This is a genomic window from Saccharopolyspora hirsuta, assembly GCF_008630535.1.
GTDB lineage: Bacteria > Actinomycetota > Actinomycetes > Mycobacteriales > Pseudonocardiaceae > Saccharopolyspora > Saccharopolyspora hirsuta.
Window position 1 is genome coordinate 237,656 of the sequence record NZ_VWPH01000004.1, and the last position, 26,978, is coordinate 264,633.

At 71.7% G+C, this 26,978-nt stretch carries 22 protein-coding genes; 15 read left to right on the top strand and 7 right to left on the bottom strand.

Going from position 1 to position 26,978, the window contains the following annotated elements; all coding sequences use genetic code 11:
- Positions 1-32: 32 nt before the first annotated feature.
- Positions 33-953 (top strand): phosphotransferase enzyme family protein, encoded by a 921-nt coding sequence (locus tag F1721_RS09705; RefSeq protein WP_170301426.1) that lies wholly within the window; start codon positions 33-35, stop codon positions 951-953.
- Between the two features lie 68 nt (positions 954-1,021).
- On the opposite strand, the gene F1721_RS09710 is transcribed toward F1721_RS09705, so the two are convergent.
- The 3 genes from F1721_RS09710 to F1721_RS09720 are packed head-to-tail and all read right to left on the bottom strand — an operon-like array spanning position 1,022 to position 5,339.
- Positions 1,022-2,392 (bottom strand): alkaline phosphatase, encoded by a 1,371-nt coding sequence (locus F1721_RS09710; RefSeq protein WP_246154599.1) that lies wholly within the window; start codon positions 2,390-2,392, stop codon positions 1,022-1,024.
- A 10-nt stretch (positions 2,393-2,402) separates the two neighbouring features.
- Positions 2,403-3,773 carry an AprD4 family radical SAM diol-dehydratase gene (locus F1721_RS09715; RefSeq protein ID WP_150066262.1) on the bottom strand — a complete coding sequence of 457 codons (1,371 nt, stop codon included), beginning with the start codon at positions 3,771-3,773 and terminating at the stop codon, positions 2,403-2,405.
- 54 nt (positions 3,774-3,827) lie between these two features.
- Positions 3,828-5,339 (bottom strand): GMC oxidoreductase, encoded by a 1,512-nt coding sequence (locus F1721_RS09720; RefSeq protein ID WP_170301428.1) that lies wholly within the window; start codon positions 5,337-5,339, stop codon positions 3,828-3,830.
- Positions 5,340-5,889: 550 nt separating this feature from the next.
- Between F1721_RS09720 and F1721_RS09725 the strand changes: the two genes are divergently transcribed.
- The 8 genes from F1721_RS09725 to F1721_RS09760 all read left to right on the top strand — a co-directional run bounded on the left by F1721_RS09725 (position 5,890) and on the right by F1721_RS09760 (position 13,641).
- Entirely contained in the window at positions 5,890-6,624 is a 735-nt protein-coding gene (locus F1721_RS09725) for an SDR family NAD(P)-dependent oxidoreductase (protein ID WP_150066264.1), read from the top strand.
- 162 nt (positions 6,625-6,786) lie between these two features.
- Positions 6,787-7,752: a UDP-N-acetylglucosamine 4,6-dehydratase (inverting) gene (gene pseB, locus F1721_RS09730; RefSeq protein WP_281288752.1), complete on the top strand. Its 966-nt coding sequence runs from the start codon at positions 6,787-6,789 to the stop codon at positions 7,750-7,752.
- A gap of 4 nt (positions 7,753-7,756) precedes the next feature.
- A complete protein-coding gene (locus tag F1721_RS09735; RefSeq protein ID WP_150066266.1) occupies positions 7,757-8,473 on the top strand; it encodes a creatininase family protein in 717 nt (238 codons plus the stop codon).
- 229 nt (positions 8,474-8,702) lie between these two features.
- Positions 8,703-9,941, top strand: a complete 1,239-nt coding sequence (locus tag F1721_RS09740; RefSeq protein ID WP_211840398.1) for a DegT/DnrJ/EryC1/StrS family aminotransferase — start codon at positions 8,703-8,705, stop codon at positions 9,939-9,941.
- A 41-nt stretch (positions 9,942-9,982) separates the two neighbouring features.
- Complete coding sequence (locus tag F1721_RS09745; protein WP_150066268.1) at positions 9,983-11,131, top strand: 2-deoxy-scyllo-inosose synthase; 1,149 nt, start codon at positions 9,983-9,985, stop codon at positions 11,129-11,131.
- Positions 11,132-11,146: 15 nt separating this feature from the next.
- Complete coding sequence (locus F1721_RS09750) at positions 11,147-12,424, top strand: glycosyltransferase family 4 protein (RefSeq protein ID WP_150066269.1); 1,278 nt, start codon at positions 11,147-11,149, stop codon at positions 12,422-12,424.
- 32 nt (positions 12,425-12,456) lie between these two features.
- Positions 12,457-12,945, top strand: coding sequence for an adenylyltransferase/cytidyltransferase family protein (locus tag F1721_RS09755; protein ID WP_150066270.1), 489 nt, complete (start codon positions 12,457-12,459; stop codon positions 12,943-12,945).
- A gap of 3 nt (positions 12,946-12,948) precedes the next feature.
- On the top strand, positions 12,949-13,641 hold the full coding sequence (locus tag F1721_RS09760; protein ID WP_150066271.1) for an HAD family hydrolase: 693 nt from the start codon (positions 12,949-12,951) through the stop codon (positions 13,639-13,641).
- A 44-nt stretch (positions 13,642-13,685) separates the two neighbouring features.
- On the opposite strand, the gene F1721_RS09765 is transcribed toward F1721_RS09760, so the two are convergent.
- Together F1721_RS09765 and F1721_RS09770 are read right to left on the bottom strand one after the other, a co-directional pair.
- A complete protein-coding gene (locus F1721_RS09765) occupies positions 13,686-14,474 on the bottom strand; it encodes a methyltransferase domain-containing protein (protein ID WP_170301429.1) in 789 nt (262 codons plus the stop codon).
- A 2-nt stretch (positions 14,475-14,476) separates the two neighbouring features.
- Positions 14,477-15,541, bottom strand: a complete 1,065-nt coding sequence (locus tag F1721_RS09770; protein ID WP_150066272.1) for a PseG/SpsG family protein — start codon at positions 15,539-15,541, stop codon at positions 14,477-14,479.
- 258 nt (positions 15,542-15,799) lie between these two features.
- Here F1721_RS09770 and F1721_RS09775 point away from each other — a divergent pair, with 258 nt between their 5' ends.
- The 5 genes from F1721_RS09775 to F1721_RS09795 all read left to right on the top strand — a co-directional run bounded on the left by F1721_RS09775 (position 15,800) and on the right by F1721_RS09795 (position 23,008).
- Positions 15,800-16,801 carry a beta-L-arabinofuranosidase domain-containing protein gene (locus F1721_RS09775; RefSeq protein WP_150066273.1) on the top strand — a complete coding sequence of 334 codons (1,002 nt, stop codon included), beginning with the start codon at positions 15,800-15,802 and terminating at the stop codon, positions 16,799-16,801.
- The gene (locus tag F1721_RS09780; protein WP_150066274.1) at positions 16,798-18,021 is read left to right on the top strand and encodes a pentapeptide repeat-containing protein; all 1,224 of its coding nucleotides are present in this window, start codon (positions 16,798-16,800) and stop codon (positions 18,019-18,021) included. Before F1721_RS09775 ends, F1721_RS09780 begins: the two co-directional genes overlap by 4 nt.
- A gap of 16 nt (positions 18,022-18,037) precedes the next feature.
- Positions 18,038-18,961, top strand: coding sequence for an NAD-dependent epimerase/dehydratase family protein (locus F1721_RS09785; RefSeq protein WP_170301430.1), 924 nt, complete (start codon positions 18,038-18,040; stop codon positions 18,959-18,961).
- Complete coding sequence (locus tag F1721_RS09790; protein WP_150066276.1) at positions 18,958-21,252, top strand: glycosyl hydrolase family 65 domain-containing protein; 2,295 nt, start codon at positions 18,958-18,960, stop codon at positions 21,250-21,252. The genes F1721_RS09785 and F1721_RS09790 overlap by 4 nt, the downstream gene beginning before the upstream one ends.
- 124 nt (positions 21,253-21,376) lie before the next feature.
- Complete coding sequence (locus F1721_RS09795) at positions 21,377-23,008, top strand: GMC oxidoreductase (protein ID WP_150066277.1); 1,632 nt, start codon at positions 21,377-21,379, stop codon at positions 23,006-23,008.
- A 1-nt stretch (position 23,009) separates the two neighbouring features.
- Here the strand turns inward: F1721_RS09795 and F1721_RS09800 are convergent, their stop codons facing one another.
- Complete coding sequence (locus F1721_RS09800; protein WP_170301431.1) at positions 23,010-24,437, bottom strand: APC family permease; 1,428 nt, start codon at positions 24,435-24,437, stop codon at positions 23,010-23,012.
- A gap of 391 nt (positions 24,438-24,828) precedes the next feature.
- Here F1721_RS09800 and F1721_RS09805 point away from each other — a divergent pair, with 391 nt between their 5' ends.
- Entirely contained in the window at positions 24,829-25,716 is an 888-nt protein-coding gene (locus F1721_RS09805) for an aminoglycoside phosphotransferase family protein (protein WP_150066279.1), read from the top strand.
- A 65-nt stretch (positions 25,717-25,781) separates the two neighbouring features.
- Here the strand turns inward: F1721_RS09805 and F1721_RS09810 are convergent, their stop codons facing one another.
- Positions 25,782-26,927: a damage-control phosphatase ARMT1 family protein gene (locus tag F1721_RS09810; protein ID WP_211840399.1), complete on the bottom strand. Its 1,146-nt coding sequence runs from the start codon at positions 26,925-26,927 to the stop codon at positions 25,782-25,784.
- Positions 26,928-26,978 lie beyond the last annotated feature (51 nt).

Consider the following 26,978-nt stretch of genomic DNA (forward strand, 5'->3'; position numbering starts at 1 on the left):
TGCTCGCCAGCATCGGTCTGCGGAATTGGTCGGTGGAACGGCATCTCCGCAGCGGCGGAGAGCCGACCTGGCTCGTTCGCCCGGCCGGACCGGCATCGGAACTCCTGGTGGTGAAGAAGAAGCGGGACTACCTGAGCGAGAGCGAGTTCCTGGCGCACTGCGCCGTCCACCGGCGCCTCGCCGACGCCGGTGGCCCGGTGCCCGCGCTGCCCGGCGAGGTGCCGTCCAACCCGGTCCGCGGCGCCGACGGGGCGCTGTACGAGATGTGGGAGTGGACGCCCGGCCGCACGCCCGGGCTCGCCGCCCCGGACCTGCGGGACCTCGGTGCCGCGCTCGCCGAGTTCCACCTGCTCGCCGCCAGCGCGCTGGACGGGGTGGAGCTCCAGCACCAGGAGCCGCACGACAGGTTCGACAAGGCCCGCTTCCACCTCCCGCTGCTCGCCGAAGGGCTCGCCGCCCGGGGCGCCGACCGCCACCGCGCGCTGACCGCCGAGCTGGCCGACGCCCGGCAGCGGGCGCGGACGTCGGAGGCCCCGCCGGACGTGGTGCTGCACGGCGACCCGTGCCCGGGCAACGTCCTGCTCACCCGCGCGGGCCGGGCGGTTCTGGTCGACCTGGACGACGTGCACCGCGGGCCCGCCGTGTCCGATCTGGCGTGGTCGCTCATCTCCGTCGGCGCGGTGGTCCCCGAGGGCGACGGGTTCCGCGAGTCCTGGGACCGGCCCGCCTTCGAAGCCGTGCTGGAGGGCTACCAGAGCCGCCGCCCGCTCAGCCGCACCGAGCACGAGGTGCTGCCGTGCTGGATCGTGGCGAGCCTGTGCTGCGCGGCCACCGACCAGCTCTACGACTACGGCTGGAAGATCAGCACCGAGGACCTCCCCGCGGAGTGCGACAAGGTCCTCGCGCTGGCCGAGCCGGACAACCTGCCCGCACGTTCCGTCCACTTCGGCTAGTCGCCGAACGCGGAGATCGGTGAGCAGCACCGGGATGCCGCTCACCGATCCCCTCCCCGCGCGGGTCGTCAACCCAGTCCCATCGCCCCGGTGAGGGTGCGGAACAGGTCGGTCTGGTCCGTCACGCCGTCGACGTCGGCCGCGTGCGGCCCCTGGCCCGCGATGGGCACCTGGCTCCCGCTGTGCTCCTGGGACTCGCCGGGCATCGCGGTCGCGTAGTTGACCGTGATGTGGCTGCCCTCGTTGGTGATCAGGGTGGCGGTCTGCCCCGGCGTCGGCACCCCGTTGGGGACGATCTGGGTGGCCTGCGCGTGGTCGGCGGTGACGATGACCAGGGTGCCGGGGTTGTGCTCGGCGAACTCCAGACCGGCGGCGACCGCCTCGTCGAACTGGAGGGTCTCCCCGATCTGGGCGCACGGCTCGGCGTCGTGCGCGGCGTTGTCGATGCCCGCGCTCTCGACCTGGAGGAAGAAGCCCCGCTGCTGGCCCGCCGACTTGCGGTCCAGCAGGTCCACGGCCGCCCGGGTCATCTCCGCCAGCCGTGGCTCGTCCGCCGGGCGCTCCGCGTTGGGCGCGCACCGGGTGGGTTCGGTGCCGCCCCGCCTGGCCACCGGCCCGGTCCAGATCGGGGCGAGACCGCCGTCGGCGAACAGGCCGAGCACCGGCCGGTCCCCGCTCAGGCCGTCGAGCTGGTCCGCCCGGTCGAGGACCTGGAAGCCGGAGTCCTCGGCCTGCTGGCGCACCGTCCGGCCCGCGAACTCCCCGGCCCTGACGCGTTGGGCGAACGCCTCCGCACCGCCGCCCATCAGCACGTCGGGCCGCAGCGCCACCTGCTGCTCGACGATCGACCCGGGGCCGCCGTTCTCGACGGCGTTCGGGGCGCAGGGCTGCATGTCGTCGGGCCCGGCGCAATCGCGCTCCAGGACGTGCGCCGAGATGGCGGCCGGGGTGGCGTCGAAGACCTCGGCCGTGGTGACGTTCCCGGTCCGGTAGCCGCCCTGCTGCGCGAGCTCCAGGACCGTGGGCAGCGGTCGGCCGCGGGCGTCGACGCCGATCGCCCCGTTGTAGGTCTTGGACCCGGTCGCCCACCCCGTGGCGGCCGCCGCGGAATCGGTGACGTACTCGACCTGGTCCGGTGCTCCCCGGCCGACCGAGTAGGTGGTGTAGGAACCGGAGACCGGCAACCGGTCCAGGGTCAGCCGCCCCGCCGCGCCGCGGTCGTAGTTGCGCGCCAGCGTGATCTCCGAATCGCCCATGCCGTCGCCGATGAACAGCAGGACGTTGCGGACCGCGCCGGTCCGGACCGCTTCCGCCACCGGAAGCCCGGAGGCGGCCGCCGATCCGCTGCCGTCCGAGGGGACCACCGGCGAGAGCGCCACCGCCGCGGTGGCGAGCGCGACCAGCGCCACCGACCGCTCATTCGCGCGTTTCCTGCGCATCATCATCCCCTCAGACCTGCGCGCCCTCGGACCAGGCGTGCACCTTGGACTGGAAGTCCGCCCGCTCCTCCGCCGTGGCCGTCGGGCGGCAGACCGCGTGCAGCTCGTTGACGAGCGCGCTCGCCTCCTCCAGGTCCTCCACGGTCAGCTGGTCGGTGTGCATGACCGCGTTGTGGCTGGTGAAGACGTTCTCCACCCGGTCGATCCAGCCCTTGTCCAGGGCGATCCGGTGCAGTTCGGTGCCGGGGTAGGGCGTGATCACGCTCATGTTGAACTCGTTGTCGGCCAGGCCCAGCTCCATGATGAAGTCGAAGGTGCGCCGGATGGAGGTCCGGGTCTCCTGCGGCAGCCCGATCAGGAACAGGAAGACGAGCTTGAGTCCCGCCTCCCGGGCCACCGCGTGGAACCTGCGGACGGTGTCCAGGTCGAGCCGCTTGCGCACCGCGCTCGCCTGCATCTCCGGGTCGCCGCTCTCGACTCCCACCTCGACCCCGACGCAGCCGGAGTCGACCAGCGCGGCCACGACCTCCTCGTCGAGCCGGTCGATGCGGGTCTCGCACCACCACGGCACGCCGGTGTCGGCGGCCTCGATGGCCCGGCACATCTCGATGGTGCGGTCCCGGTGGAAGGAGAAGACGGGGTCGCGGAAGACCGCGGCGGTGATGCCGAGCTCGGCGCACTGCTGGAACTCCGCCACGATCCGCTCGATCGGGTAGGTCCGGATCTTGCGTCCCTCGCTGAGCGGGTACGGGCAGTAGAAGCGGCACGGGTACGGGCAGCCGAAGCTGCCGTTGATGCTGGTGATCCCGCTCTTGGCGATCGGCGGGAACATGTACGGCGCGTGGTCGAGCAGATCGCGGGCGGGCAGCGCTTCGGCGGCCAGGTCGCCGAACTCCGGCTTGTGGTGCCGCGGGTCCAGCTGGGTCTCCGGCGTGACGATCCCCGGCAGGGAGGTGTCCCCGCGCAGGACGTCCAGGGCGAAGGTGATGGACTCCGGCAGCAGGATCCCCTCGCAGCCGCCGCGCTCGAACAGCGTCTTCCACTGCGCGGGGCTGCGGATGCTGGTGTAGGCGAAGCATCGGGCACCGGCCGCCCTGAACCCCGCTATGCGGTCGGCGTCCTCCAGCAGGCTCGGCAGGGAGACCTGGCAGATCACGGTGCTCCCGGGTTCGGCCACCACCATGCCGGTGACCTCCTCGTCGGCGATGGTGATCTCGTCGGCGCCCTCCCGGAGGACACCGGCGAGCCGCATCAGGTCCAGCGGCGGCAGCAGGAAGTCCTCGTCCTTGCACACGGTGCCGAGCCCGCCCGCGTAGGTGCGCTGCAGATCGCGCCCGAAGGACGTCTTCGGGCTCACCAGCAGTACGTTCCCGAGTTTCATCTGTACCTCGCATGTCGACGACGGCGGCCGCGGGGCGCGACCGGGGAGGGAGGGTCAGGCGATGGCGGAGGCGATCCGGCGGGCGTTCGCCTGGATGGTCAGGGTCGGGTTGAGGTTCCCGGCGAACGGGAACACCGCACCGTCGACGGCCCACACGTTGTCGTAGTCGTGCAGCCGCCCCATGCGGTCGGTCACCGAGGTTCGGGGGTCCTTCCCCGCGCGCAGGGTTCCGTGCAGGTGCGCGCTGCCGAGCTCGTACTTGGTGCTGACCTGCCGCACCTTCCCGCCCAGCGAGCGCAGGAGCGCGGTGGCGCGCTGGCGCAGCACCCGCAGCCGGGCCAGGTCGTGCTTGTCGGCGACGTAGTTCATCACCACCCGCGGCAGTCCCCACCGGTCCCGCTCCTTGCTCAGGCCGATCCGGTTGCGGGCCCGGGGGCGGTCGCCGACGCTGCACTCCAGCTGCAGGGGCATGAACCCGTTGTCCTCGACGCCGTCCCACGGGTTGGCCTCGTAGATCAGACCGCCCATGCCGCCGGGGAACTCCGGTCCGTACATCGAGTCGAGCAAGGTCATGCTGGAGTAGCGGTGCTGCAGCGGGCGGTAGCCGTGCTGGCTCGGCACGTGGCTGCGCAGGTAGCCGCTGACCTTCATGGCCAGGTGCCTGCCGACCAGGCCGCTGCTGTTGGCCATGCCGTGCGGTTCCAGCCGGGACGACGAGCGCAGCAGCAGCGCCGCCGACTGAATCGCGTTGGCGGCCAAGAAGAATCGGCGGGCGCGGATCGTCGTGCTGCTCCGCTCGTCGTCGCTGAGCACCTCGACCGAGCCGACCACGCCCGGCCGGGAGGCCACCAGCTTCACCGCTCTGGAGCGCAGGAGCACCGAAAGCTCGTCCCCGCAGTCGTAAAGCAGGCGGGAGGCGACGTCGGCCTTGGCGCCGATCGGGCAGTGGTTGTCGGTGCACGGGGTCAGCTGGCGGCAGCCGGAGGTGAAGCGGTCGGCGACACCGCTGATCGCCACCGGGGTGGCCACCGGTTTCCCGCCGAGGCTCTCCGCCGCCTCGGCGAGCACCCGGCCCGGGCTCGTGTACGGGAGGCGTTCCCTGGTGTAGCGCGGAAATCGGTACTCCCCGACGGTTTCCCCGGACGGCCCCGCCACGGCCAGCTGCGCCTCGATCCAGTCGTAGTGGGGGTCGAGCTCCTGCCTGGTCAGCCCCCAGTGCTCGTACGCCGCGGAGCCCATGAACTCGTCGCTCGGCGTGAAGTCGCGGGGGTGGTACCGGAAGGAAACACCGGCGTAGAAGATGGTGCCGCCGCCGAATCCCTGGGCGGACCAGGGATATCCGGTGTCCCACCAGCGGCCGTGCCGCCACGCGTAGGCCCAGCTGTCCGGGTCCAGGTGATCGTCGATCTTGCCGCCGGGCGGGATGATGTCGCCCTGCTCCACCAGGAGCACGGACAGGCCTTGCTGCGCCAGCGTGTGGGCCGTGACGCCGCCGGACGCTCCGCTGCCGATGATGCACGCGTCGAACACCTGGCGGGCGGCCTGATCCACCGCTACGAACTTCACGGGCAACTCCTTAACGCACCCGGGCACGCGGCGGGAGCGCGATTTCAACGACGAGAATGCCACCGACACGAATGACCGCTGCCCGGACCGCTCAATTTTCACAGGGCAGGTCGCGAGGAGATTCCCGGCAAGACTACCGAAGCACCCCCGGGCGGCGTCAAGGTCGCCGCCCGGGCAGTTATTTGAACGGCGAACAACCCGCTCGGACATCCGCGGCGACCCGATTTCGGGCAGATTCTGGTACGTTTGAGTGAACCGGGTAATTGAATCCCGTAAAGATTCCCACCACCGGCGACCCGAGTTCACCCGCAGTTCGCGGCGACGGACGCGACGACGTGGCGCTTTACCGGTTTTCCCACCCCGGAGCGCAATAATTGGTCCGGTTCCTCCGCTTTCCCGAACGGCTGTCGGGCTGCTTGACGCCCTGTGCGGCCGTTGCTAGCTTGATGATCATGTTCAGCCTTTCGGGCTCACTTCACTTTCCTCCACCCAGACGCTCGGCCAACAATTCACGAGGCCTTCCGGAAATCATTTCCAACAATTGTTTCCGGTGGACCCGGCCGGGCCCGGCGCACGACACCGCAACGTCCTGATGGGCCGCAACCAGCGATACGCGCTGATCACGGGCGGTAATCGCGGGCTCGGCCTGAGCAGCGCGCGGGTGCTCGCGCGGCGGGGCTGGTCGGTCCTCCTGGGGTGCCGCGATCCCCGCGCCGCCGAAGCCGCGCTCACCGAGCTGCGCGGGGAAGGCGGCACCGCGCACGCGGTCGCGGTGGACGTGGCGGACCCGGCGAGCATCGCCGCGGCGGCGAGGGCGGTGGCGGGGCTGACCGACCGGTTGCACGCCGTGGTCAACAACGCCGGGCTGTTCTCCCACCGGGAAGAGCACCTGCCGGACCTGGAACCGCGCACCGCGGTCCAGATGCTGCTGACCAACGCGTGCGGGCCGCTGCTGGTGGTCCAGGCCTTCCTGCCGCTGCTGAAAGCGGCGAACGGCGCCTCGGTGGTGAACGTGACCAGCGAGGACGCGAATGCGGACACCTTCGACGGCGAGTACACCTGCTATCGGATGTCCAAAGCCGCGCTCAACGCGATGACCCTGAACCTGGCCATTGCCCTGCGACCCCACGACGTGCTGGTGAACGGCGTGGACCCGGGCTGGATTCCCACCGACATGGGCGGGGCGGAAGCGCCGGGGAGCATCACCAAGGCCGCCCTGGCCGTCGCCGACGCCGTCGAACTCGCCGACCGCGAGAAGACCGGGCGGACCATTCTCGCGCAATAGTCGTCCGAGCAGGACGACCGCGGCAGAACTCCCGGCCGCGGTACCCGACATCGAGCGGAAACCAGCGGAACTCCGCCGCGCCGCGGTGGAACTGGTTGCCGCGATTCCGCCACCTGGACTGCTGTACACCTCGAGGGAGAAGACGTGTCATCCCACCAGGCCTTGTCCGGAAGCAGGGTGATGATAACCGGCGGGACCGGTTCTCTCGGTCGCGCGTTCATCCGCTTCGCACTGGACCAGCTCGCATGCGCTTCCGTCGTGGTCTACTCCCGCGACGAGCTCAAGCAGCACACGCTCCGCGAGGAGTTCCGCCACGACCCCCGCATCGAGTGGGTGATCGGCGACGTACGCGACGGCCAGCGGCTGCGGTCCGCCATGCGAGAGGTCGAGCACGTCGTGCACGCGGCGGCGCTCAAGCACGTCTCCGTGGCCGAACGCCACTGCATCGAGTACATCCGCACCAACGTCCTCGGCACCCAGAACGTCATCGACGCGGCGCTGGAGAACGGCGTCTCGCGGGTGATCGGCGTGTCCACCGACAAGGCGTCCAGCCCGGTCAACCTCTACGGCGCGAGCAAGCTCTGCGCCGACAAGCTGTTCGTCGCCGCCAACGAGGACGCGGGCAGCAGGGCCACCCGGTTCAGCGTCGTGCGCTACGGCAACGTCATCGGCAGCCGCGGTTCCGTGGTCCCCCGGTTCAAGCAGCTGGCCGCGACGGGCCAGCCGATCCCCATCACGGACAAGCGGATGACCCGCTTCTGGATCAGCCTCGACGAGGCGGTGCGGTTCATCACCGACTCCTTCGACCTGATGACCGGCGGCGAGATCTTCGTGCCGCGGATCCCCAGCATGCGCGTCATCGACCTCGCCGAGGCCATCGCACCGGGCAGCCCGATCCACGAGATCGGCATCCTGCCGGGCGAGAAGCTGCACGAGGAGATGATCTCCGAGTCCGAGGCGCGCCGGACCGTCCGGCTCGGCGAGCGCTACGTGGTGCGCTCGGCGATCTCCGGGCGGAGCGGCGCCGCTTCCGGGACCGCGGTGCCCGACGGCTTCAGCTACACCTCGGACACCAACGACATGTGGCTGTCGGTGGCGGACCTGCGCAGCCGGCACGTGGAGGTGTAGCGGGATGACCACCACCGAGGTCCGCTACGACCGGCTGCTGCCCGCCGAGTTCGACGCGCGCCTGGCCACCGCACCGGTGGCCTACGTGCCGGTCGGATCGCTGGAGTGGCACAGCGCCCACCTGCCCTACGGCGTGGACACCGACAAGGCCACCGCGATCTGCGAGCGGGCCGCGGCGGCGCACGGCGGGATCGTGCTGCCGGGCAGCCCGTGGGGCTTCATGCAGGGCAGCTGGCGCGGTGCGACCCACCCCGGGCTGCGACCGGAGACGATCTTCAACCTGTACGCCGACGTCCTGCGCGGACTGTCCACTGTGGGCTTCAAGGCCGCGATCGTGGTGTCCGGGCACTGGACCACCAAGCAGACGATCCCGATCTCCTGCGCCCTGGAGCAGGTCCGGCACGAGACGGGGCTGCGCGGGCTGGTCACCTTCGACGGTTCCGACGACGACTGCGGTTTCGACCCGGAGCTCGGGCTGGACATGGACCACGCGGGCGCGCTGGAGACCTCCGTCTACGGCGCGCTGTTCCCGGAGAACGTGCACCTGGACCGGCTGTCCGCGCTGGACCTGTCCGACCTGCCCGGCGAGGAGTGCCACCTGACCCGCTCCGGGATCCAGGGCCGGAACCCGCAGCACGCCACCGACTTCGAGCGCGGCCGCTGGCACGTGGACGAGGTGGTGAAGCTGCTCGGCGAAGCCGCCGCCCGGCTGCTCTCCTGATCTTCCGACACCTCGGGGGGAACCTGTTCGGCTCCAGGGGGGACAACTGCACATCGCTCCAGGCCCGGCCGGACCGGCTCGCGCGGGGAGTTCCGGTGGCCTGGGGCGTCGTTCGCCACTCCGGCGGCGGGAACGCCTCCGCGCGCGTTCACCCCGCCACTTCCCTGCCTCAACTCCTCGAGAAAGGCGACCTGTGCAACAGAAACTCGCTATCAACGACGGAACGCCGGTGCGGACCGCGCCGTGGCCGCTGTGGCCGCAGCCCGCGGCCGGGACCAGCGCGGCGCTGACCGAGGTGCTGTCCTCCGCCCGCTGGTCCCTGAGCGGGCCGTACCGGGGCTCCGAGTCGTTCGAACGGCGCTTCGCCCGCGATTTCGCCGAGTACTGCGGAACGGCGCACTGCGTGCCCGCGGCCAGCGGGACCGCGAGCCTGATGCTCGCGCTGGAGGCCTGCGGGGTCGGGGCCGGTGACGAGGTGATCGTGCCCGGCCTGTCCTGGGTGGCCTCAGCCTCGACGGTCATCGGGGTCAACGCGGTGCCCGTGCTCGCCGACATCGACCCCGACACCCTGTGCCTGGACCCCGCCGCGGTGGAGGCCGCGATCACCCCGCGGACCAGGGCGATCGCCGTGGTCCACCTGTACTCCGCGGTGGCGGACCTGACCGCGCTGCGGGACATCGCCGACCGGCACGGCATCGCCCTCATCGAGGACTGCGCCCAGGCGCACGGCGCGGTCTACCGCGGCCGCAAGGTCGGCACCTTCGGCGCGGCGGGCACCTTCAGCATGCAGCACAGCAAGGTGCTGACCAGCGGCGAGGGCGGCGCGGTCGTGACCGACGACGCGGGCCTGGCGCGCCGGGTCGAGCACCTGCGGGCCGACGGGCGGTGCTATCCGGCCGCCGCTCCCCCGGTGGGTTCGATGGAGCTGGTGGAGACCGGTGAGCTGATGGGCAACAACCGCTGCCTGTCGGAGTTCCACGCCGCCGTCCTGGTCGAGCAGCTCAAAGAGCTCGACGAGCAGAACGCCCGGCGCGCCCGCAACGCCGCCGTGCTCGACGAGCTGCTCGCCGAACTGGGCTGCCAGCCCCAGCGGACGTCCCCCGGGACCGATTCGCGGACCTACTACGTCTACGCCGCGCGGCTGCCCGAGGACGCCCTCGTGGGCGCCGACATCGCGAAGGTCAACGCCGCCCTCTCCGCGGAGCTGGGGTTCTCCGTGGTCCCCACCTACCGGCCGCTGTCGCTGAACAAGCTCTACGACCCGGCGAGCAGGCGCCGCTACGCGATCAGCGACGAGCACGAGAAGCAGCTCGACCCGTCCCGGTTCCCGCTGCCGGTCTGCGAACGCGTCGCGCAGCGCAGCTTCACGCTCCACCACGCGGCGCTGCTCGGCGACGCCTCGGACGTGGAGGACATCGCGACCGCCGTGCGGAAGGTCCTCGACAACAGCGCGGAACTGGGTTCCTGACGCGGCAGAACCAGGCGTACTTGGGGAGTTGGGGAGTTGGGATGAACGTGACCACCATAACGATGGGAAGCGCGCGGTTTCCCTACCGGCTGGGCACCGGTTGCGTCGATCAGATCGTGGCCCGGCTCGGCGAGCTGGAGGGCAGCCGCTACCTCGTCGTCGCCGACACCACCGTGGCGGGCCTGCACGGCAACGACCTCACCGAGCGAATACGGCGGTCGGCCGGGCCCGCCGACCTGCTGGTGCACCGGGGAGGCGAGGAGCACAAAGGACTCGGCACGCTCAACCAGCTGACCGAGGCCGCGCTGCGGCTGGGCGCCGACCGGCGCACGATCGTCGTCGCGCTCGGCGGCGGGGTCACCGGGAACATCGCGGGTCTGATGGCCGCGCTGCTGTTCCGCGGCATCCGGCTGGTGCACGTGCCCACGACCGTGGTGGCGATGCTGGACTCGGTGCTCTCGCTCAAGCAGGCGGTGAACAGCTCCATCGGCAAGAACCTCGTCGGCACCTTCTACCAGCCGGTCGAGGTGCTGGCCGACACGGCGTTCTTCCGGACGCTCAGCCGCCGCGAGATCAGGTCGGGCCTGTGCGAGGTGGTGAAGAACGCGCTCGCGATCCGGCCCAGCATGATCGACGTGCTGTCCGCGAACCTGCCGCTGGACGAGAACTACGACGACGACGTCATGCGCTGGATCATCCACGAGAGCATCGCCGCCAAGGCGCAGGTCACCGAGAACGACATGCACGAGCGCCGACAGGGCCTGGTGCTGGAGTACGGCCACACCATCGGCCACGCCCTGGAGCACGCCTCCAAGGGCGAGGTCCCGCACGGCGCCGCGATCGGGCTCGGCATGCTCGCCGAGGCCGAGATCGCCCACCGGCTCGGGATGGCCGACCGGGGGCTGGTCGAGCTGCACCGCGAACTCATCTCCAAGGTGGGCGTCGACCTGCGGTTCCCCGCCGACGTCAACCCAGACGACGTGCGGTTGCGCCTGCGGTACGACAACAAGCGCGGCTACCTCAACAGCGCGGGCGAGGGCTACGTCATGGTCCTGCTCAAGGCCCCGGGCGTTCCGCTGGAGTCCGAGGGCCTGCCGCTCACGGTCGCCGACCGGTCCGTCGCGGACGCCGTGGTGGACGAGTTCGCGCACCCGGCCGCGGTCGCCGCTCGCCCGGCGGAATCCACTTAGGACGGAGGTGACGACGTGCGCGTGCTGCGGCTCACCCCGTTCTTCCACCACGACTGCGTGGACAGCTGGCCCGCCGAGTTCGACGCCGTCGGCGGGATGCAGGTGCAGATCCTGCGGCTGTCCCGGCAGCTCGCGCGGCGCGGGGTCCAGCAGGAGGTGTTCACCCTCGGCTTCCCCGGGCTGCCCAGGACCCGCGAGGACTCCCCCGGGCTGGTCGTGCGGATCACCAGGGCACCGCTGCCCCGGTTGCGCTCCGAGCTGACCGGCCTGGTGGGGCTGAACCTCGCCTGGTTCCTGGCGGCGATGGCCGCCTGCGCGCGGTTGCGCCGCGCGCAGCGGCCGGACCTGATCCAGGTGCACGCCGACGGCCAGCTGTGGGCGCTGCTGGCCGGTCCGGTCGCGGCGGCGATCCTGCGCCGCCCCTACAGCCTCGTGCTGCACTGCTCCCGAATCGGCGTCTACAAGCCGATGTCGCGCTTCGACCACTACCAGCACCGGTTCGTCGCGGCCGTCGAGCGCTGGGCGCTGCGCAGGGCGGCCCGGGTCTGCACCCTCACCAAGCGCACCGCCGACACCGTCGCCGAAGCGCTGCGGCCCGCGGCGGTGGACATCGACGTGGTACCGGACTCCGTCGACGCGGACGCCCCGGTCCGGACCGGCACCCCGGTGCGCGAGCGCCTGCGCGCGGCGGGGATCGGCGGAACCCCGAAGGTCGTGGGCTACGTCGGCCGGGTGGCGCACGAGAAGGGCTGGGACCACTTCGTCGAGGTGGCCCGCCGGCTTACCGCGCAGCGACCGGCGGAGTCCTTCGCGTTCCTCGTCGTCGGCGACGGCCCGCAGCGACCGCGGATGGCCGAGGCGGTGGCGAAGGCGGGCCTGTCCGACCGCTTCGCCTTCACCGGTTTCCTGCCCAACGACCACATCCCGCTGGTGATGAGCGAGATCGACCTGCTCGTCATGCCGTCGGTGCACGAGGAGCTGGGCGGCAGCGCCATCGAGGCGATGATGCTCGGCACCCCCGTGGTGGCCTACGGGGTCGGCGGGCTCCAAGAGACGGTGGGCAAGGTGATCCCGGAGCTGCTGGCGGCCCCGCAGGACGCCGGGGCGCTCACCGCCGCGGTCGGGGACGCCCTCGACCACCCCGAGCGGTACCGCGAACAGGTCCGGGCGGGGCGGGCCTGGCTGGCGGAGAGCTTCGGCGGCGACGTCGCCGGTGACCGCCTCCTCCGGCACTACCAGCGCATCCTGCTCGACCGCGGAACCAGCGCCGCAGCGGTCGGCACCGCCACCTGAACCCACCCAACCGCAGCGGCCGAGGAGTTGCCGTGTCCCCATCGAAGAAGATATCAATACCGGAGGCCCTGGAATTGCGCGAGCAGTTCGCGCGGAGCGGAATCTCCCTGGGCATGTGCCACGGTTGTTTCGACATTCTGCACAGCGGGCACATCCATCACCTGAGCCAGGCGGCGAAGCATTCCGACCGCCTCCTCGTCTCGGTGACCGCCGCCAAATCCATCAACAAGGGACCGGGTCGGCCGATTTTCGACGACACCGCCCGGACCACGGTTCTCGCGGCGCTGGAAGTCGTCGATCTCGTCGTGCTCAACGAGGAGCTCACCGCAGTTCCGCTGATTCAGGCGCTCAAACCCGACCACTACTTCAAGGGCGCCGATTACGCGGACCTGCAGGACCCGCGGGTCGCGGCGGAGGTGGCCGCGGTCGAGGCCGCGGGCGGCACGTTCGTGCTGACCGACGGAGCCGTCTTCGACTCCTCGACCAGGGCCGCCGGACTGCTGTCGAGGACGAGGAGCTGACCGATGAGGCGTCCCGCTCTGGTGGTCCTCGACATCGACGGCACGCTCCTGGACACCCCGCACCTGCCCGCCTGGCGCACCGGGCTGGAGCGCGTGCTGCGGTCGGCCGGGGTGGACCGGAGCTGCCCGATCACCGTCGAGCAGTACCACCGCCACATCGCCGGTCGGCCCCGGGACGTGGGCGCCCGGGCCGCGCTGGAGATCGCGGGGGTGGCGCCGTCGGAACCGCTGGTCGACCAGCTCGCGGCGGTCAAGCAGGAGGTCTTCCTCGGGCAGGCGGAGGAGACCGTGCTGTTCCCCGACGCCGCGGACTTCCTCGACGCCGCCGCGGCCGCGCAGCTGCCGGTGGCGTTCTGCACGGCCTCCCGCAACGCGGGCGAACTGCTGGCCAAGCGCCTGATGGACCTCGACGGCGGGGACTGGCTGTTCGAGCGGCTGCACCGCAGCCTGGGGCCCTCCGGCCACTACGGGACCGTGCCCAGGGCGGCGGCCCTGGCGCAGGTGGCGGCCACCTGGCGGGTGCCGCCCGCCGACTGCGCGCTGGTGGACGACGCCTGGTCCGGGGTGGTCGCGGGCCGGGAGGTCGGCATGCGGTCGATCCTGCTCGACCGGCTCGGCCTGCACCCCGCGACCACCGACTTCCCGGTGGTCAGCACGCTGGCCGAGGTGCCCGCCGGAGTGCGCTCGACCCGCTGAACGGCCCCGGCCGGGCCCGGAACCTCCCGGGCCCGGCCGGGGCATCACCCGTCGGGCCAGGTGAGCTGCTCGACCAGGGCGGGGAGCCGCCGGGCGTCGGCGGTGGTCATCACCCGCGCGAAGTCGTCCCCGTCGCCGTCCACCACCCGCTCCCCCGGCAGCAGCTCCGCCAGCCGCGGGTCGAGCGGGATCTCCAGGTAGAGCCGACCGGTCTCGGTCAACCGGTCGCCGACCTCGGCGAAGAAGCGCCGGTAGAGCCCCAGCGGCTGCGCTGTCCGGTCGTAGAGCGCCACCGAGGGCTCCCAGTCCCCTTCCGGGACCGGGGTGCGCGGGTCCTGCCGGGGCAGGTTCGCGTAGATCACGTCGAACCGGCCGTCCAGGCCGTCGAAGAGGTCGCTGATCACCAGGTCCACCCGGGCGCCGTGCCGCTCGGCGTTCTCCCCGGCCAGCTCCAGGGCGCGCGGATCGACGTCGGTGCCGATGAACTCGCCGGTCAGCTCCTTGGCCAGGGTGCAGATCGCGGCTCCCGCGCCGCACCCGATGTCCACAGCGCGCACCGGTCGGCCCGCGAAGTCGCGCAGGATCCGCTCGACGAGCGGCTCGCTGTAGCGGCGGACGGCCAGCGCCCTCGAGTCGCTGCGGAACGCTCTGCCCAGGTAGTTGACCTCGCCGAGCACGTAGCCCAGCGGGATGCCGGACTGGTAGTCGGTGAGCATGGCCGCGGCCCTGCGCACCCAGCCCTCGGCCGCCGGCCACCCGTCCACCGCGTCCGGGCTCACCCCGGCCGCGACGGCGATGACGTCCCGCAGCCGCGATTCGTCGATCCTCGCCACCATCACCCTCCTGCCGTACGCGTTCGCCGGTCGACGGGGACCAGCAGGGATTCCAGCGCGTCGACGGCCCGGCTCCGGCCGTGCCCGTCGACCAGCCGCCACGCGGTCTGCGCCAGCTCGGAGCGGCGCTCCGGGTTCTCCAGCAGCTCCCGGACGCTCGCGCCCGCAGCCCCGGGGTCGCCGAGCACGTCGGTGAGCGAACCGAGGCCGTGCACGCAGCCCGCGGCGACGGCGTGCTCGTAGACGGGCAGCTGGTTGTCCACCACCCAGAGCGCGGCCACCGCCGCGCCGACGCAGCAGAGCTCGCCGAGGGTGGTGCCCGCCGCGCTGACCACCAGGTCCGCCTCCGCCATCAGGCGCGGCAGGTCCGGGGTGGGCGGGACGACCTCCACCGCTTGGTCGGGGCCGACGTCGAACTCTTCCGCGCGCACACCTCTGCCGATCACCGAGAGCCGGATCGACGGGCAGGAGGCCAGCACGATCCGGGCGAGGTCGCCGGTCACGTCGAGGGCGTCGGTGCCGCCGAGGACCAGCAGCACGCGCGGCGGTTCGCCGAGCTCCCGGGCGCGGGGCGGGAGCGCCGGGCGCGCGGCCCGGATCCGGTCCCGCAGCAGGACGTAGTCGGGTCCGCGCAGGACGACCGCACCTCCCGGCGGGAGCGGATCGCGGTGCGCGCCGAAGGTCTGGTCGACCAGGACGTCGGCGGGCAGCGGGCCGGAGTACCGGTCGTAGCTGGCCAGCACCGGCACCACCTCCCGCGCCGCGCGGTAGAGGTCGGGCTCCAGGTGGTAGGAGTCGATCACCGCCGCTGCCGCGCCCAGCCAGGTGAGCTGGTCGGCGAACGCCTCCGGCCCGGACGGCGGGGCGTGCACCGCGAGCTCGCGCTCCCGCAGTTCCGCCCGCAGCCAGTCGACGTCGCCGAGATCGGCGACGAACACCGCCTCGGCACCGCGCGCGGCCACCTCCTCGGCCAGCGAGAGGCAGCGCACGACGTGCCCCGCTCCGCCCCCGGTGGAGGCATCGGCGCGAAACACCACCACCCGGTGGCGCAGATCGGTCAAGGACATCTTCCCCGCATCTTTCAGCCGGTACACGTGAATCGGGCCATTTCCGCCCGGATGTCGAATCCGGCCCGATGGTATTCGAACGGGACCCGCGATCAATGGCGCGGGAAAATGAAACCGGGGAGAATTTTCCCACAACCGGCTTCCGATCCCGATACCCCCGGTTGGACTATTTTGCGCCCGCGGTGCGGGCTTTAGGCTCCTCCCGGACGCGAAAGAATTGCTCCCGGTCGAAGTGGTGCACGGGAAGGAACAGCGGAATTGAACCTGAAGAGCGCGAGCGCGCGTGCCGCGGACTGGCTGGTCGCACATCAGCGGGCCGACGGCGCACTACCGAGCCGCACACCGGTCGTCGAATCCTGCTACAAGGGGATGTGGTCGCTGCACGTCGCGGGCCACACGCAGGCAGCCATGCGCGTGGCGGACTACGTCGGCTCGCTGCTCCAGGCCGACGGTGACATCCCGCAGCCCCGCGAGGAGCGGTTCTTCCTCGACGTCCACTACCTCTACGCCAACGGCTACCTGACCATCGGCGCGCACATCCTCGGCCGCTTCGACCTGTCCGCGAAGCTGATGTCCTTCGTGGAGACCATGCAGAACCCGGTCACCGGCGGGTTCCGGTCGCACGGCCCTGGCGTCCCCGGCGACGGCCGCTGCGACTCGGTCTCGACCAGCATCAGCGGGCTGGCGGCGCTGTACACGGGGCGGCTCGCGGTCGCGAAGTCCGCCGCGGAGTTCGTGCACGCGCTGTGGAAGAACCAGCCCGACCCGGACACCGCGTTCCACGCCGTGACCGACTCCGAGGGGCGGGTGCTCACCAGCGAGGACGCCGTTGCCGTCGCGGTGCGGAAGGCGGAGGGCGACTGGTACTTCATCGGCCTGCCCTGCCTGTTCCTCACCGCGCTGCACGAGGCGACCGGCGAGCAGAAGCACCTCGACCTCGCCGTCGAGCTGATGGACTACATGGACCAGCGCTGCAACGAGGACGCCTTCCTCGACTCCTCCTGCGGCAAGGCCGGGGTGGCCGCCGCGATGCTCCACCGCCTCACCGGCACGCCCCGGTACCGCGAGATCGCCGAGCAGATCGGCGAACTGCTGGCCTCGCGGCAGTCGGCGCACGGCTACTGGGCGGAGGAGGAGACCGCCGACGTGTCCGAACTGGACTGGTCCGATCTGGACATGACGGCCGAGTACGTGCTGTGGCTGGACCTGATCGGCCGCAACCTGGCGGGCGCGGTGCGGCCCGGAGCGGGTGCTCGATGACCGCTCGCACCGGCAGCTGGGGCTGGGCCGGGGAGCTCGACGGGCGGCCGACCGACGAGGTCGTCGAGGCGGTCGCCGCCCGCGAACCCGCCTCCGCCGCAGCGCTGCTCACCGACGAGCTCCCGCCGGGCGGCTTGCTGATCGTCACCGCGCACCGCAGCAGGGCGCGGCCGGACGAGGACCTTCCGGCGCAGCTGGCCGAGGCGGGCCTGACCGCCGAGGTCGTCCCCCTCGCGGGCCGGGAGCTCGACGAGGAGCAGCTCGCCGAGCTCCAGCCGGAGGTCCTGGTGCTGGACGCCCCGGACCTGGCGGGGTTCGCGGGGCGTCGGCTGGACGGCGTGATGCTGCGGAACCTGCTGGAGCGGCTGCGAGCCCGGCTGCCGCGCACGCGGTTGGCGATCTACGTCAGCGACGCCTGCTTCGCCGTCCACCACGCGCTCCCCGGCACGCTCCGCCTCACCCTGCCCCAGCAGGTCGACGAGGACGCTTCCACCGGGCCGTTGGCCGATTTCGCAGGCAAGGCGGTCGCCGCTGCGAGCACCGGCGACCGGGCGCAGGTGGTCGAGGCGCTGAGCGAGTTGGCCCGCCAGCCGTCCTTCGACCCGCTCAGCCCACCCCGGCCGCTGGTGGACACAGCCACCGAGAACCTCGTCTTCTTCCAAGAGATCCTGGGCGATCTGCTGCGGCTGCACTGGCCCCTAGCTCCTCACCGCTGGCCGACGCCCGATACGTCCGACAGCGCTCCGCGCACGACGGCGGTGCTGTACCGCCTGCTCTCCGCTGCGGAACCGGTCGGTCCGCGGAACAACCTCCGCCATGCCGACGTGGGGCGGTGGTTGTGCGCGCTGCGGGCGGAAAGCTACGAACTGCTGGGTTCCGTCACCGCGAGCCTGCGCGGCGAGGACCTCTCGGGCGCCAACCTGTCCTACGCGCCGTCGCTGGAGCACTGCGACCTCAGCGGGGCCGACCTCACCGACGTCGACGGCTACCGGGTCAACGTCGGGGACGGGGTGCTCGACCGCGCGGTCCTGGTCCGGTCCTGCTTCGCCCGCGGTCACCTCAAGCGGACCTCGCTGCGGGAGGCCGATCTGAGCCACGCCGACCTCGAGTACGCCTCCCTGCAGCAAGCCGACCTCACCGATGCCGTGCTCGACGGGGCCGACCTGCACCGGGCGCTGGTCGACCAGGCCACCGGGCTGCGCGTCCCGGTGCGCGGCTGACCCGCGGAGGAGCGACATGCGGATCGCTGTGACCGGCGCGGCCGGGTACCTCGGGCAGGCCGTGCTCGCCCGGCTGCACCGGGACGGGCACGAGGTGACCGCGATCGGCCACCGCACCCCCGTCGACCGGCCGCCCGGGGTCTTCGTCCGGTACGCCGACCTCACCGACGCCGCGGCGGCGACCGAGGCGATCGCGGGCGCCGACGCGGTCTGCCACCTGGCCGGTCGGACGCGGGTGCGCGACAGCGGTGGCGCGGTGGGCCGCTACTACCGGGACAACCTGGTGGCGACGCTGAACCTGCTGGACGCCATGACCGCCGGGAACCGCCCGGCGCGGCTGGTGTTCCTCTCCAGCGGCGCGGTTTACGGGCGCAGCGGCCGGGAACCGATCGCCGAGTCCCACCCCACCGAACCGCGCAGCGCGTACGGCGCGACCAAGCTCGCCGCCGAGCAGGCGATCTCCTGGTACGCGGCAGCGGGCGGGCTGTCCGCGGTCTCGCTGCGGCTGTTCAACGCGGCGGGCGCCGTCCGCCCCGGCAGCGGACCCGACGGGAGCACGCTCATCGCGCGGGCCCTGGCGGTGGCCACCGGGGAGGAAACCACGCTTCCCATCAACGGGGACGGCACCGCGGTGCGGGATTTCGTGCACGTGGCGGACGTCGCGGACGCGATCGCCCTGGCGCTCTCGCTGCCCTGCCGAGGGGCTGAGGTGTTCAACCTCGGCGCGGTGGGCGCCAGCGTGCTCGAAGTGGTCAGCGCGGTGGAGCGGGTCGTCGGCACCTCCGTGCCCGTGGAGCACAAGCCCGCCAACGGAGCGGACCAGCCCTGGCTCCTCGCCGACACGAGCGCGGCGCGCGAACGGCTCGGGTGGCGGCCCGAGCGGTCCACTTTGGAATCGATGATCGCAGACCAGTGGAAATCCGGGAGTGCGCGAGGATGACGAACACGGCGGGCGACCCCGGCTGGACGATCCGGCGGGACGCCTACGACCGCGCGGAGGACAGCTTCTACGAGAGCCTGTTCGCCCTGTCCAACGGGCGGATCGGCGTGCGCGCGACGGTGGACTTCGAGGCGGGCGGCGGCGTCCCCGGGTTCTTCCACAGCCGCCTCTACGCCCGGTCCGTGACGGTGCGCAGGCATCTCGTCAACGCGCCCAACCCGACCTTCCGCAGCGTGCTGGTGGACGGGGTGCCGCTGCTCGCCACCCCGGACCGGATCACCGAGTTCCACCAGCACCTCGACCTCCGCCGGGCCCGCCAGGAGACCGCGCTGACACTTCGGGACGGGCTGGGCAGGCACACCAGGATCGCCACGACCACGCTGCTGCCCGCGCAGTTCACCGGAACCGTCCTCACCCGCATCGCGGTGGCCGCACTGGACCACGACGCGCCGGTGACGATCCTCGCCGGGACTGATTGGTCGACCGGTAACGGCGATCTCGGCGGACAGCTCCCCCGGGTGCGCATCCACCACACCGAGCTCCTGGAGCACGACCACCGGCCGGGGCGGCTGGATCTGCGGATGGGCAGCTTCGGCCACCCGGAGCAGCTCACCCAGCGCCTGGCGATCCTCGCCGATCCGGCGTACCGGGACCTGGTCGTCGGCCGCACCCGGCTGGCGGAGGGCCTGCGCTTCGCCCGTTCGGCAGGCGAGGAACTCCGCGCCGACGTGATCGCCGTGGTGCGCGCTGAGCACGACGACGCCGCCCACGGGGAGCCGAATCTCGACTCAGCGCCCGACGTCGCGGACATCATCGCCGAGCACGAGGAGATCTGGGCGGTGCGCTGGGAGCAGCAGGCGGAGGTGGTGGGCGATCCACAGCTGGTCGAGGGCCTCCGGTACTCGCAGTTCCAGCTGCTGAGCTCCATCGACGACGGAAGCGACGTCCACAACGTCCCCGCCCGGGGACTGACGAGCGAGTACCACTCCGGTCACTTCTTCTACAACACCGAGTTCTTCGCGCTGCCGCACGCCGCGTGGACCGATCCCGCCGCGGCCAAGGCCATGCTGCGGTTCCGGGTGTCCACGTTGGACGCCGCTGTCGCGCACGCCCGCAAGACCGGTCACGTCGGCGCCCGGTTCCCCGAGGAGGCCGACCTCTTCGGCGATTCCGGGTCCCCGTCCCTGGTGCGCGACGTGCTGCGGGACGACGAATGGCTGGAGCGGGCCGGTGAGCAGGTCGTGCACACCAGCGCCGACGTGCTGCACGCGCTGCGCAGCTACGTCCAGATCACCGGCGACGAGGACTTCCTGGCCGAGGAGTGCGTGCCGCTGCTCGCCGAGACCGGCCGCTACCTGGCGGGCCTGCTCCGGTTCGACCCGGAGGTCGGCGGCCGGACCGTCCGGCGGGTGATGGGCTTCGACGAGTTCCACTACGAGGTCGACCACCACTTCGGCACGAACCTGCTGGTCAGCTGGGGGTTGTCCTGGGCGGCGGACACGCTCCGGGAGCTGCTCGCCCGCCACCCCGAGGTCCGCGACGCGCTCGCGGCCAGGCAGGTCGACGAGGCGCTGCTGGCGGACTGGACCGGCATCGCGGCCGAGGTCCACCTCCCGCAACCCCGGCACGACGGCGTGATCCCGGTCTTCGACGGCTACTTCGCGCTCCCGGACGAGGTGTGCGAGCTGACCCCGAGCCACAACCTGCCGCTGCCGGTCAAGGAGAACGACGAGCGGCGGACCAGCGGACTGGTGAAGCAAGCCGACGTCGTGCAGACGATGGTGCTGCTGCCCGAGCAGTTCACCCGCTCCGAGATCGCGGCGAACCTGGCCTTCTACGACCCCCGCACCGCGCACGGCAGCTCGCTCAGCCCGACCTCGCACGCCATCGCCGCGGCCTGGGTGGGCGACACCCGGCGCGCGGTGCGGCTGCTCGCCGCGTCCGCGCGCTACAACCTGGACTTCACGCACAAGGCCAACTACCGCAACGGTGTCCACCTCGCGGCCTGCGCGGGCGCCTGGCTGATCCTGACCCGGGGATTCCTCGGCGCCGACGCCTCCGGCGACCGGCTGCGGTTCACGCCGTGCGCGCCCGAGGACATCACCGAGATGCGCGTCCCGCTGCGCTGGCGCGGACGCGGCCTGACCGCGACGCTGACCAGCAGCGGCCTGACGCTCGTCGCGGACGAGGCGAACGACGACCCGCTGCCCGTCGAGGTCGACGGCGAGAAGGCCGAGCTGAACCCGGGGAAGACCGAATCGTTCGGCCTCTCCGCCCCGGGGTCCTCCTAGCGTCCACACGGGACTCCGCGTCGATCGGGGAGCTCGCCCCACCTCACACGGCAGGGTGAAAAATCCTCACGTTTTGCCTGCTGGCCGAGATCGGTGATTGTCGGCGCGATCTCGCGCGGCAACGATGGCGGGCGTGACCTCCCCGCTGTCCCGCCGACGCTTCCTCGGCTTCGCCGCGCTGAACTCCGCGGCCCTGCTCGGCCTCAACACCATCACCACCGCTCCTGCGGCGGCCGCGAAGCCCACCGGCGACGTCCTGCCCGCCGTCATCGTCGGCACGGGCTACGGCGCTGCCGTCACCGCACTTCGGCTCGGCGAGGCGGGCGTTCCCACGCTGATGCTGGAGATGGGCAGGCTGTGGGACACACCGGGCGAGGACGGCAACGTCTTCTGCAGCATGCTGCGGCCGGACGGGCGCGCGATGTGGCTGAAGAACCGCACCCGAGCACCGCTGGCGTCGCTGCTGTGGATGGACGTGATCAACCACGACACCGAGCGCTACCCGGGCGTGCTCGACCGCGTCGACCACGACGGCATGTCGGTCTACCTCGGCCGCGGTGTCGGCGGCGGCTCGCTGGTCAACGGGGCCATGGCGGTGGTGCCCAAGCGGAGCTACTTCGAGGAGGTCCTGCCCTCCGTCGACCCCGACGAGATGTACGGCAGGTACTTCCCGCGCGCCACCGCGGCGCTCGGGGTCAACCACGTCGACCCCGAGTGGTTCGAGACCTGCGAGTCCTACCAGTACGCCCGGCTGTCCCGCGAGCACGCCCACCGCGCGGGGCTGACCACGACCTTCGTGCCCAGCGTCTACGACTTCGACTACCTGCGCCGGGAGGAGGCGGGCGAGGTCCCCCGCTCCGCCCTGGCGGGTGAGGTGATCTACGGCAACAACCACGGCAAGCGCTCGCTCGACAAGACCTACCTCGCCGACGCGCTGGGCACCGGCAACGTGACCATCCGCGCGCTGCACGAGGTCCGGGCGATCCGCCGCGACGCGCGCGGCTACGCGCTGACCGTGCACCGGCGCGACGAAACCGGCGAAGTCGTCGAGCGGCTGGAGATCGCCACCGAGCGCCTCTTCCTGGGCGCGGGCAGCCTCGGTTCGACCGAACTGCTGTTGCGCGCGCGGGACACCGGGACCCTGCCGGAGCTCGGCCCGGAGATCGGGCAGGGCTGGGGCCCGAACGGAAACGTCATGGTCGGCCGCGCCAACCACGTCTGGGACAGCACCGGCCGCACCCAGTCCGGGATGCCAGCGCTCGGCATCGACGCCTGGGACGATCCCGAGCACCCGGTCTTCGCCGAGATCGCACCGGTCCCGGCGGGCGTTGAGCTGTGGCTCAGCCTCTACCTGGCCATCACGAAGAACCCCGAGCGCGGCCACTTCAGCTACGACCCGGCCACCGACACCGCCCGCCTGCACTGGAACGCCGAGCAGGGGAAGACCTCGATCCAGCAGGCGAAAGCGCTCTTCGACAAGATCAACCGCGCGAACGGGACCACCTACCGCACGGACCTGTTCGGCGACACCCGCGCGTTCGAGAACCGGTTCACCTACCACCCGCTCGGCGGTCTCGTGCTCGGCGCGGCCACCGACGACTGGGGGCGGGTGCGCGGCTACCCCGGCCTCTACGTCACCGACGGCTCCCTGATCCCCGGCAGCACCGGGGTGAACCCGTTCGTCACGATCACCGCCCTCGCCGAGCGGAACGTCGAACGCATCCTCGCCGAGGACTGGACAACGCCGGTCGGCTGACTCACTGGCTGGCGGCCGGGCTGAGCGCTGCCTGCCGACGACGCGTTGCCGTGACGACGACAAGCGCGACGCCGAAGATGATCAGCGACGAGCAGGGCGCCCACACCGTCGGCGCGGGAACTTTGTAGAGCGCACCGAAGATCGCGCCCCCGGTGAGCACCGTGCCGACGGTGCTGGCCAGCCACACCGAGGCCCGGCGGGGGTGGTCGCGCAGCCCGCGAACGGCGCCCACCGACAGCAGCAGGTACACGAGCATCAGCGTGAAGCCGCCGAACGTGGCGGCCCAGTGGAACGTCGAGAAGTAGCCGGGCGCTCCCGGCTCCCCGAACGGTTCCGGGGCGACGTTGGAGACGACGATCCAGGCCAGGACGAAGATCCCGACGACACCGATGGCCGGGCCGGGCGTGCCCCGCCGCGCGCTGGTCGCCGCGAACCGCTTCGGCAGCCACCCGTCCCGGGAGATCGCGCTGATGCCGCGGCTGGCCGAGACCACCACCCCGAGGTACACGGCGACCATGTCGAGCAGGATGACCAGCTCCAGCACCTGCCGCAGCGCCACCGAGCCCTGTCCGCCAGGTCCGCCCAGGAACACCAGCGGCGACTGCCCGCTGCTGATGGCCTCCTGGATCTGCCGCAGGTCGAAGGAGAACGCGGCGACCTGCGAGTAGGTCGCGAGGAGGAAGAACGCGGCCGCGATGACGACCGAGGTGACCACAGCCCGCGGGATGTTCCGGCCCGGATCCTCGGTCTCCTCCGCGAGATTCGCCGCCGCCTCGAACCCGGTGAACAGCAGCACGCCGTACAGGACGCCGAAGAGGACACCGCTCCAACCGTCGGGCGAAGCGGCCGGGGTGAAGGCGACCGGGCTGTTCGCCGAGCCCGCGTTGAAGATCAGGAAGACGAAGAACCCCACCAGCACCAGCATCGACACCAGCGCCAGCACCAGCTGCGCCTTGATGGAGATGTGCACACCGACGTAGGCGATGGACACCGCGACCACCAGCATCGCGACCTGCCAGGCCCACACCGGCAGCACCCCGTTGCCGAACTCGGTCCGCAAGGTGTCGTGCACGTACCCGCCGACGTACACCCCGAGCGCCGAACCGAGCATGAGCACGCCCAGGTAGTAGACGAGCCCGGTCGCACCCCCGACCCGCACCCCGAGCCCGGCGGTCACGTAGCTGTACAACGACCCGGCGGCGTGAATCCGCTTGGCGAACTGCGCGACGATCCACCCGAGCGCCAGCACCCCCAACGTGGCCATCAGCACCGACAACGGAGCCGCCGCACCAGCGGTCTTCCCGGAAGCGCCCTCGACGAGCAGGATCAGCAGGATCGACCCGGAGAACACCGGCCCGAGAAACCCCACGGACTGCGCGATCGCGTCGACGTAGGTCAACTTCTGCGCCCCAACGACCTTTCCGGACACGATCGTCTCCTCGCTACCCCGCCCCGGCGCACGAACACGCCCCAACCCGCAGCAACCTAGCCCCGCAGCGACACCCACCGGTTGTCCACGAGTGCACGAACCTTGTCCCCCAGCGACAACCGCTCCCGACAGCTCAGACGCTTTGATGCGGAGGTTGGGCTGAGGTGCGTTCTCGCTGGTGTGCTTCCGCCCTGGGCTGAGCCACCCCTCCCTGGGCTCCGGGCGTTTCGCCAAGGGGCTCAGGTCGAGGTCTTCCGGGACGCCTCAGAGGTCCAGCCGTTTCAGGTTCAGGAGTTCGGACAGCGGGCCGACGTCGGTCACCGCGCTGATCGGGGCCGGGGCGGGGTCAGCTGCTAGCGTGCCCGGACACCGGTGATCGGAGGTTCTTCGGGTGGACGCGCTGAAGTTCGAGCAGGACCTGGTGCGGGCGCTGCTCCGGGAGCAGCAGCCGGATCTCGCGGACCTCGAACTCCGGGACGTCGACGGCGGCTGGGACAACCAGCAGTGGCGCCTCGGCGACGAACTGGCCGTCCGCTTGCCGCGCACCGACCGAGCGCCGGATCTGCTGCGCACGGAGCAGAAGTGGTTGCCGGTGCTGGCCGAACGCCTGCCCCTGCCGGTGCCCGTCCCGGTCCGCACCGGCGAGCCTTCCAGCCTGTTCGAGCGCACCTGGACGATCACGCGCTGGGTCGAGGGCGAACCAGCCGACCGCACACCGATCACCGCCCTCGACGCGGCCGAGGTCCTCGCCGACTTCCTCAAGGCGCTGCACCGCCCGGCACCGGCTGACGCGCCGACCAGCCCGACGCGCGGCCTCCCGCTGGCCGATCTCCAGCAGGAGGCCAAATCCTGGTTCGAGGTCATCGCCGACCGCGAGGACGTCGCTGCTGCGCGAGAGACGTGGGAGAAGGCCGTCGCAGCACCCGCCTGGCAGGGCCCGCCGATCTGGCTGCACGGTGATCTGCACCCGGCCAACGTGGTCGTCCGCAACGGGACGCTCGCCGGGGTGATCGACTTCGGCGACATGTGCGCGGGCGACCCCGCGACCGGCCTGTCCGCGGCGTGGATCCTGCTGCCCGCGGGCGCGGCGACGCGCTTCTTCGAGGCCTACGAGCACGCCGACGAAGCCACCATCGCCCGAGCCCGCGGCTGGGCCGTCATGCGAGCGCTGAACCTGATCTGGATCGGCCGCAACGGCAGGCTCGGCCTCCCCGGCGGAAAACCGACCTGGGAACCAGCGGGCCACGCCACCCTGGACCGAGCCCTGACGACGAACTGACCGGCGACACCCGAGCAGCGGTGGTGGTCGCCTTGCGGGAGTGGTGGTTTCGCGCGAGGTGCTGCTCAGGGTCGGGTCGTTTGGATGAGGGCGTGGGAGCCGCTGGTGCGCCAGGGGCCTTCGCCCAGGTCTGCGATCGTTGCTTCGTCGAGGCCCACCACGACCTCGGACTTCAGGACCCGGAGTGCGGCGACCGGGCTCGGGAAGTGCGACACCGCTTCGGCGAACGGTGTGGTGGCGGGCCAGTAGCGGTCGCCGACGAGGCGCCGGTAGTTCAGGTCCCCCTTCAGGATGGTCACCGCTGCGGAGGCCAGCTCGTTCCGCAGGTCGTCCGGCATCGCGCGGTAGTCCACCGGGGCGCAGAAGAACGGGTGGGCGCGCAGCTCGATCCGCCCGTGCCGGAGGCCCTCCCAGATCCGCTGCCCGATCGCGCCGACCTCGCCGGGGAGTTCGACCAGGTGCCGCAGGACGCCGAGCACGTCGGCGGGCGTGGCGTCGGAGACGTAGTACGGGGTCGGTTTGACGTGCAGGACGACGCGGTCCGCGCGGCCGGTCGTGAGCAGGTGGTCGATCAGCGCCAGGTCGGCCGCGAGCTCGCCAGCGGCGTTGTCGGCGACCAGGTGGACCGGACCGGCGGTGTCGAACAGCGACCAGAACTCCTGGCTGCCACCGGCCACCAACCCCGCGGCCCCGGAGACCCCCGTCGACAGCTGGAACGCGAGATCGGCCTGGTTGCCCCACACCGCGGCCTGCACGACGGCGGCGTCGCGCTCGTCGGCGGTGAGCCCCGGCAGGGCGTCGAAGGCCTTGAGCGTCTCAGCGGTCGCGGCGCTGCGGAGCTCGGCGAGCTTCATCGGCGCGAACGGGTCGACACCGCACCACGGCCCGGGTTCGAAGTACCCGACCGCGGCGAGCAGCCTGCGGAAGAAGTAGCTCTCCGCCCACAGGAACGGCGTCTCCCGCCACGGCCGTCCCACCCAGTCGGCCGTCCACGACGCCCAGCGGCCGTGGTCCGGTGCCTGGTCGTCGAGCGGGGCGACGACCCCGGTGGTCGTCTCGCTCAGCAGTTCGGCCAGCTCGTCCCGCACCTCGGCACCGTAGGGCGTTGCGGAGCACACCTGTTCGAGCATCGCGGGGTGCCGCTCGTGGAAGACCTTCCACGCGAACGAACCCGGCTCGCCAATAGTGATCAACGGTGCTTCGAACTCCACGACGCTCCCTCCGGTGCTGGCCACCCCGCAGGGTACGGCGTCAGCGCACTA

Bases quoted from the DNA above. Each gene is read 5' to 3' on its own strand.
- F1721_RS09710 (WP_246154599.1), bottom strand. From the start codon at position 2,392: ATGCGCAGGAAACGCGCGAATGAGCGGTCGGTGGCGCTGGTCGCGCTC.
- F1721_RS09715 (WP_150066262.1), bottom strand. From the start codon at position 3,773: ATGAAACTCGGGAACGTACTGCTGGTGAGCCCGAAGACGTCCTTCGGG.
- F1721_RS09735 (WP_150066266.1), top strand. From the start codon at position 7,757: ATGACCACCACCGAGGTCCGCTACGACCGGCTGCTGCCCGCCGAGTTC.
- F1721_RS09745 (WP_150066268.1), top strand. From the start codon at position 9,983: ATGAACGTGACCACCATAACGATGGGAAGCGCGCGGTTTCCCTACCGG.
- F1721_RS09760 (WP_150066271.1), top strand. From the start codon at position 12,949: ATGAGGCGTCCCGCTCTGGTGGTCCTCGACATCGACGGCACGCTCCTG.
- F1721_RS09770 (WP_150066272.1), bottom strand. From the start codon at position 15,541: ATGTCCTTGACCGATCTGCGCCACCGGGTGGTGGTGTTTCGCGCCGAT.
- F1721_RS09780 (WP_150066274.1), top strand. From the start codon at position 16,798: ATGACCGCTCGCACCGGCAGCTGGGGCTGGGCCGGGGAGCTCGACGGG.
- F1721_RS09785 (WP_170301430.1), top strand. From the start codon at position 18,038: ATGCGGATCGCTGTGACCGGCGCGGCCGGGTACCTCGGGCAGGCCGTG.
- F1721_RS09790 (WP_150066276.1), top strand. From the start codon at position 18,958: ATGACGAACACGGCGGGCGACCCCGGCTGGACGATCCGGCGGGACGCC.
- F1721_RS09795 (WP_150066277.1), top strand. From the start codon at position 21,377: ATGGCGGGCGTGACCTCCCCGCTGTCCCGCCGACGCTTCCTCGGCTTC.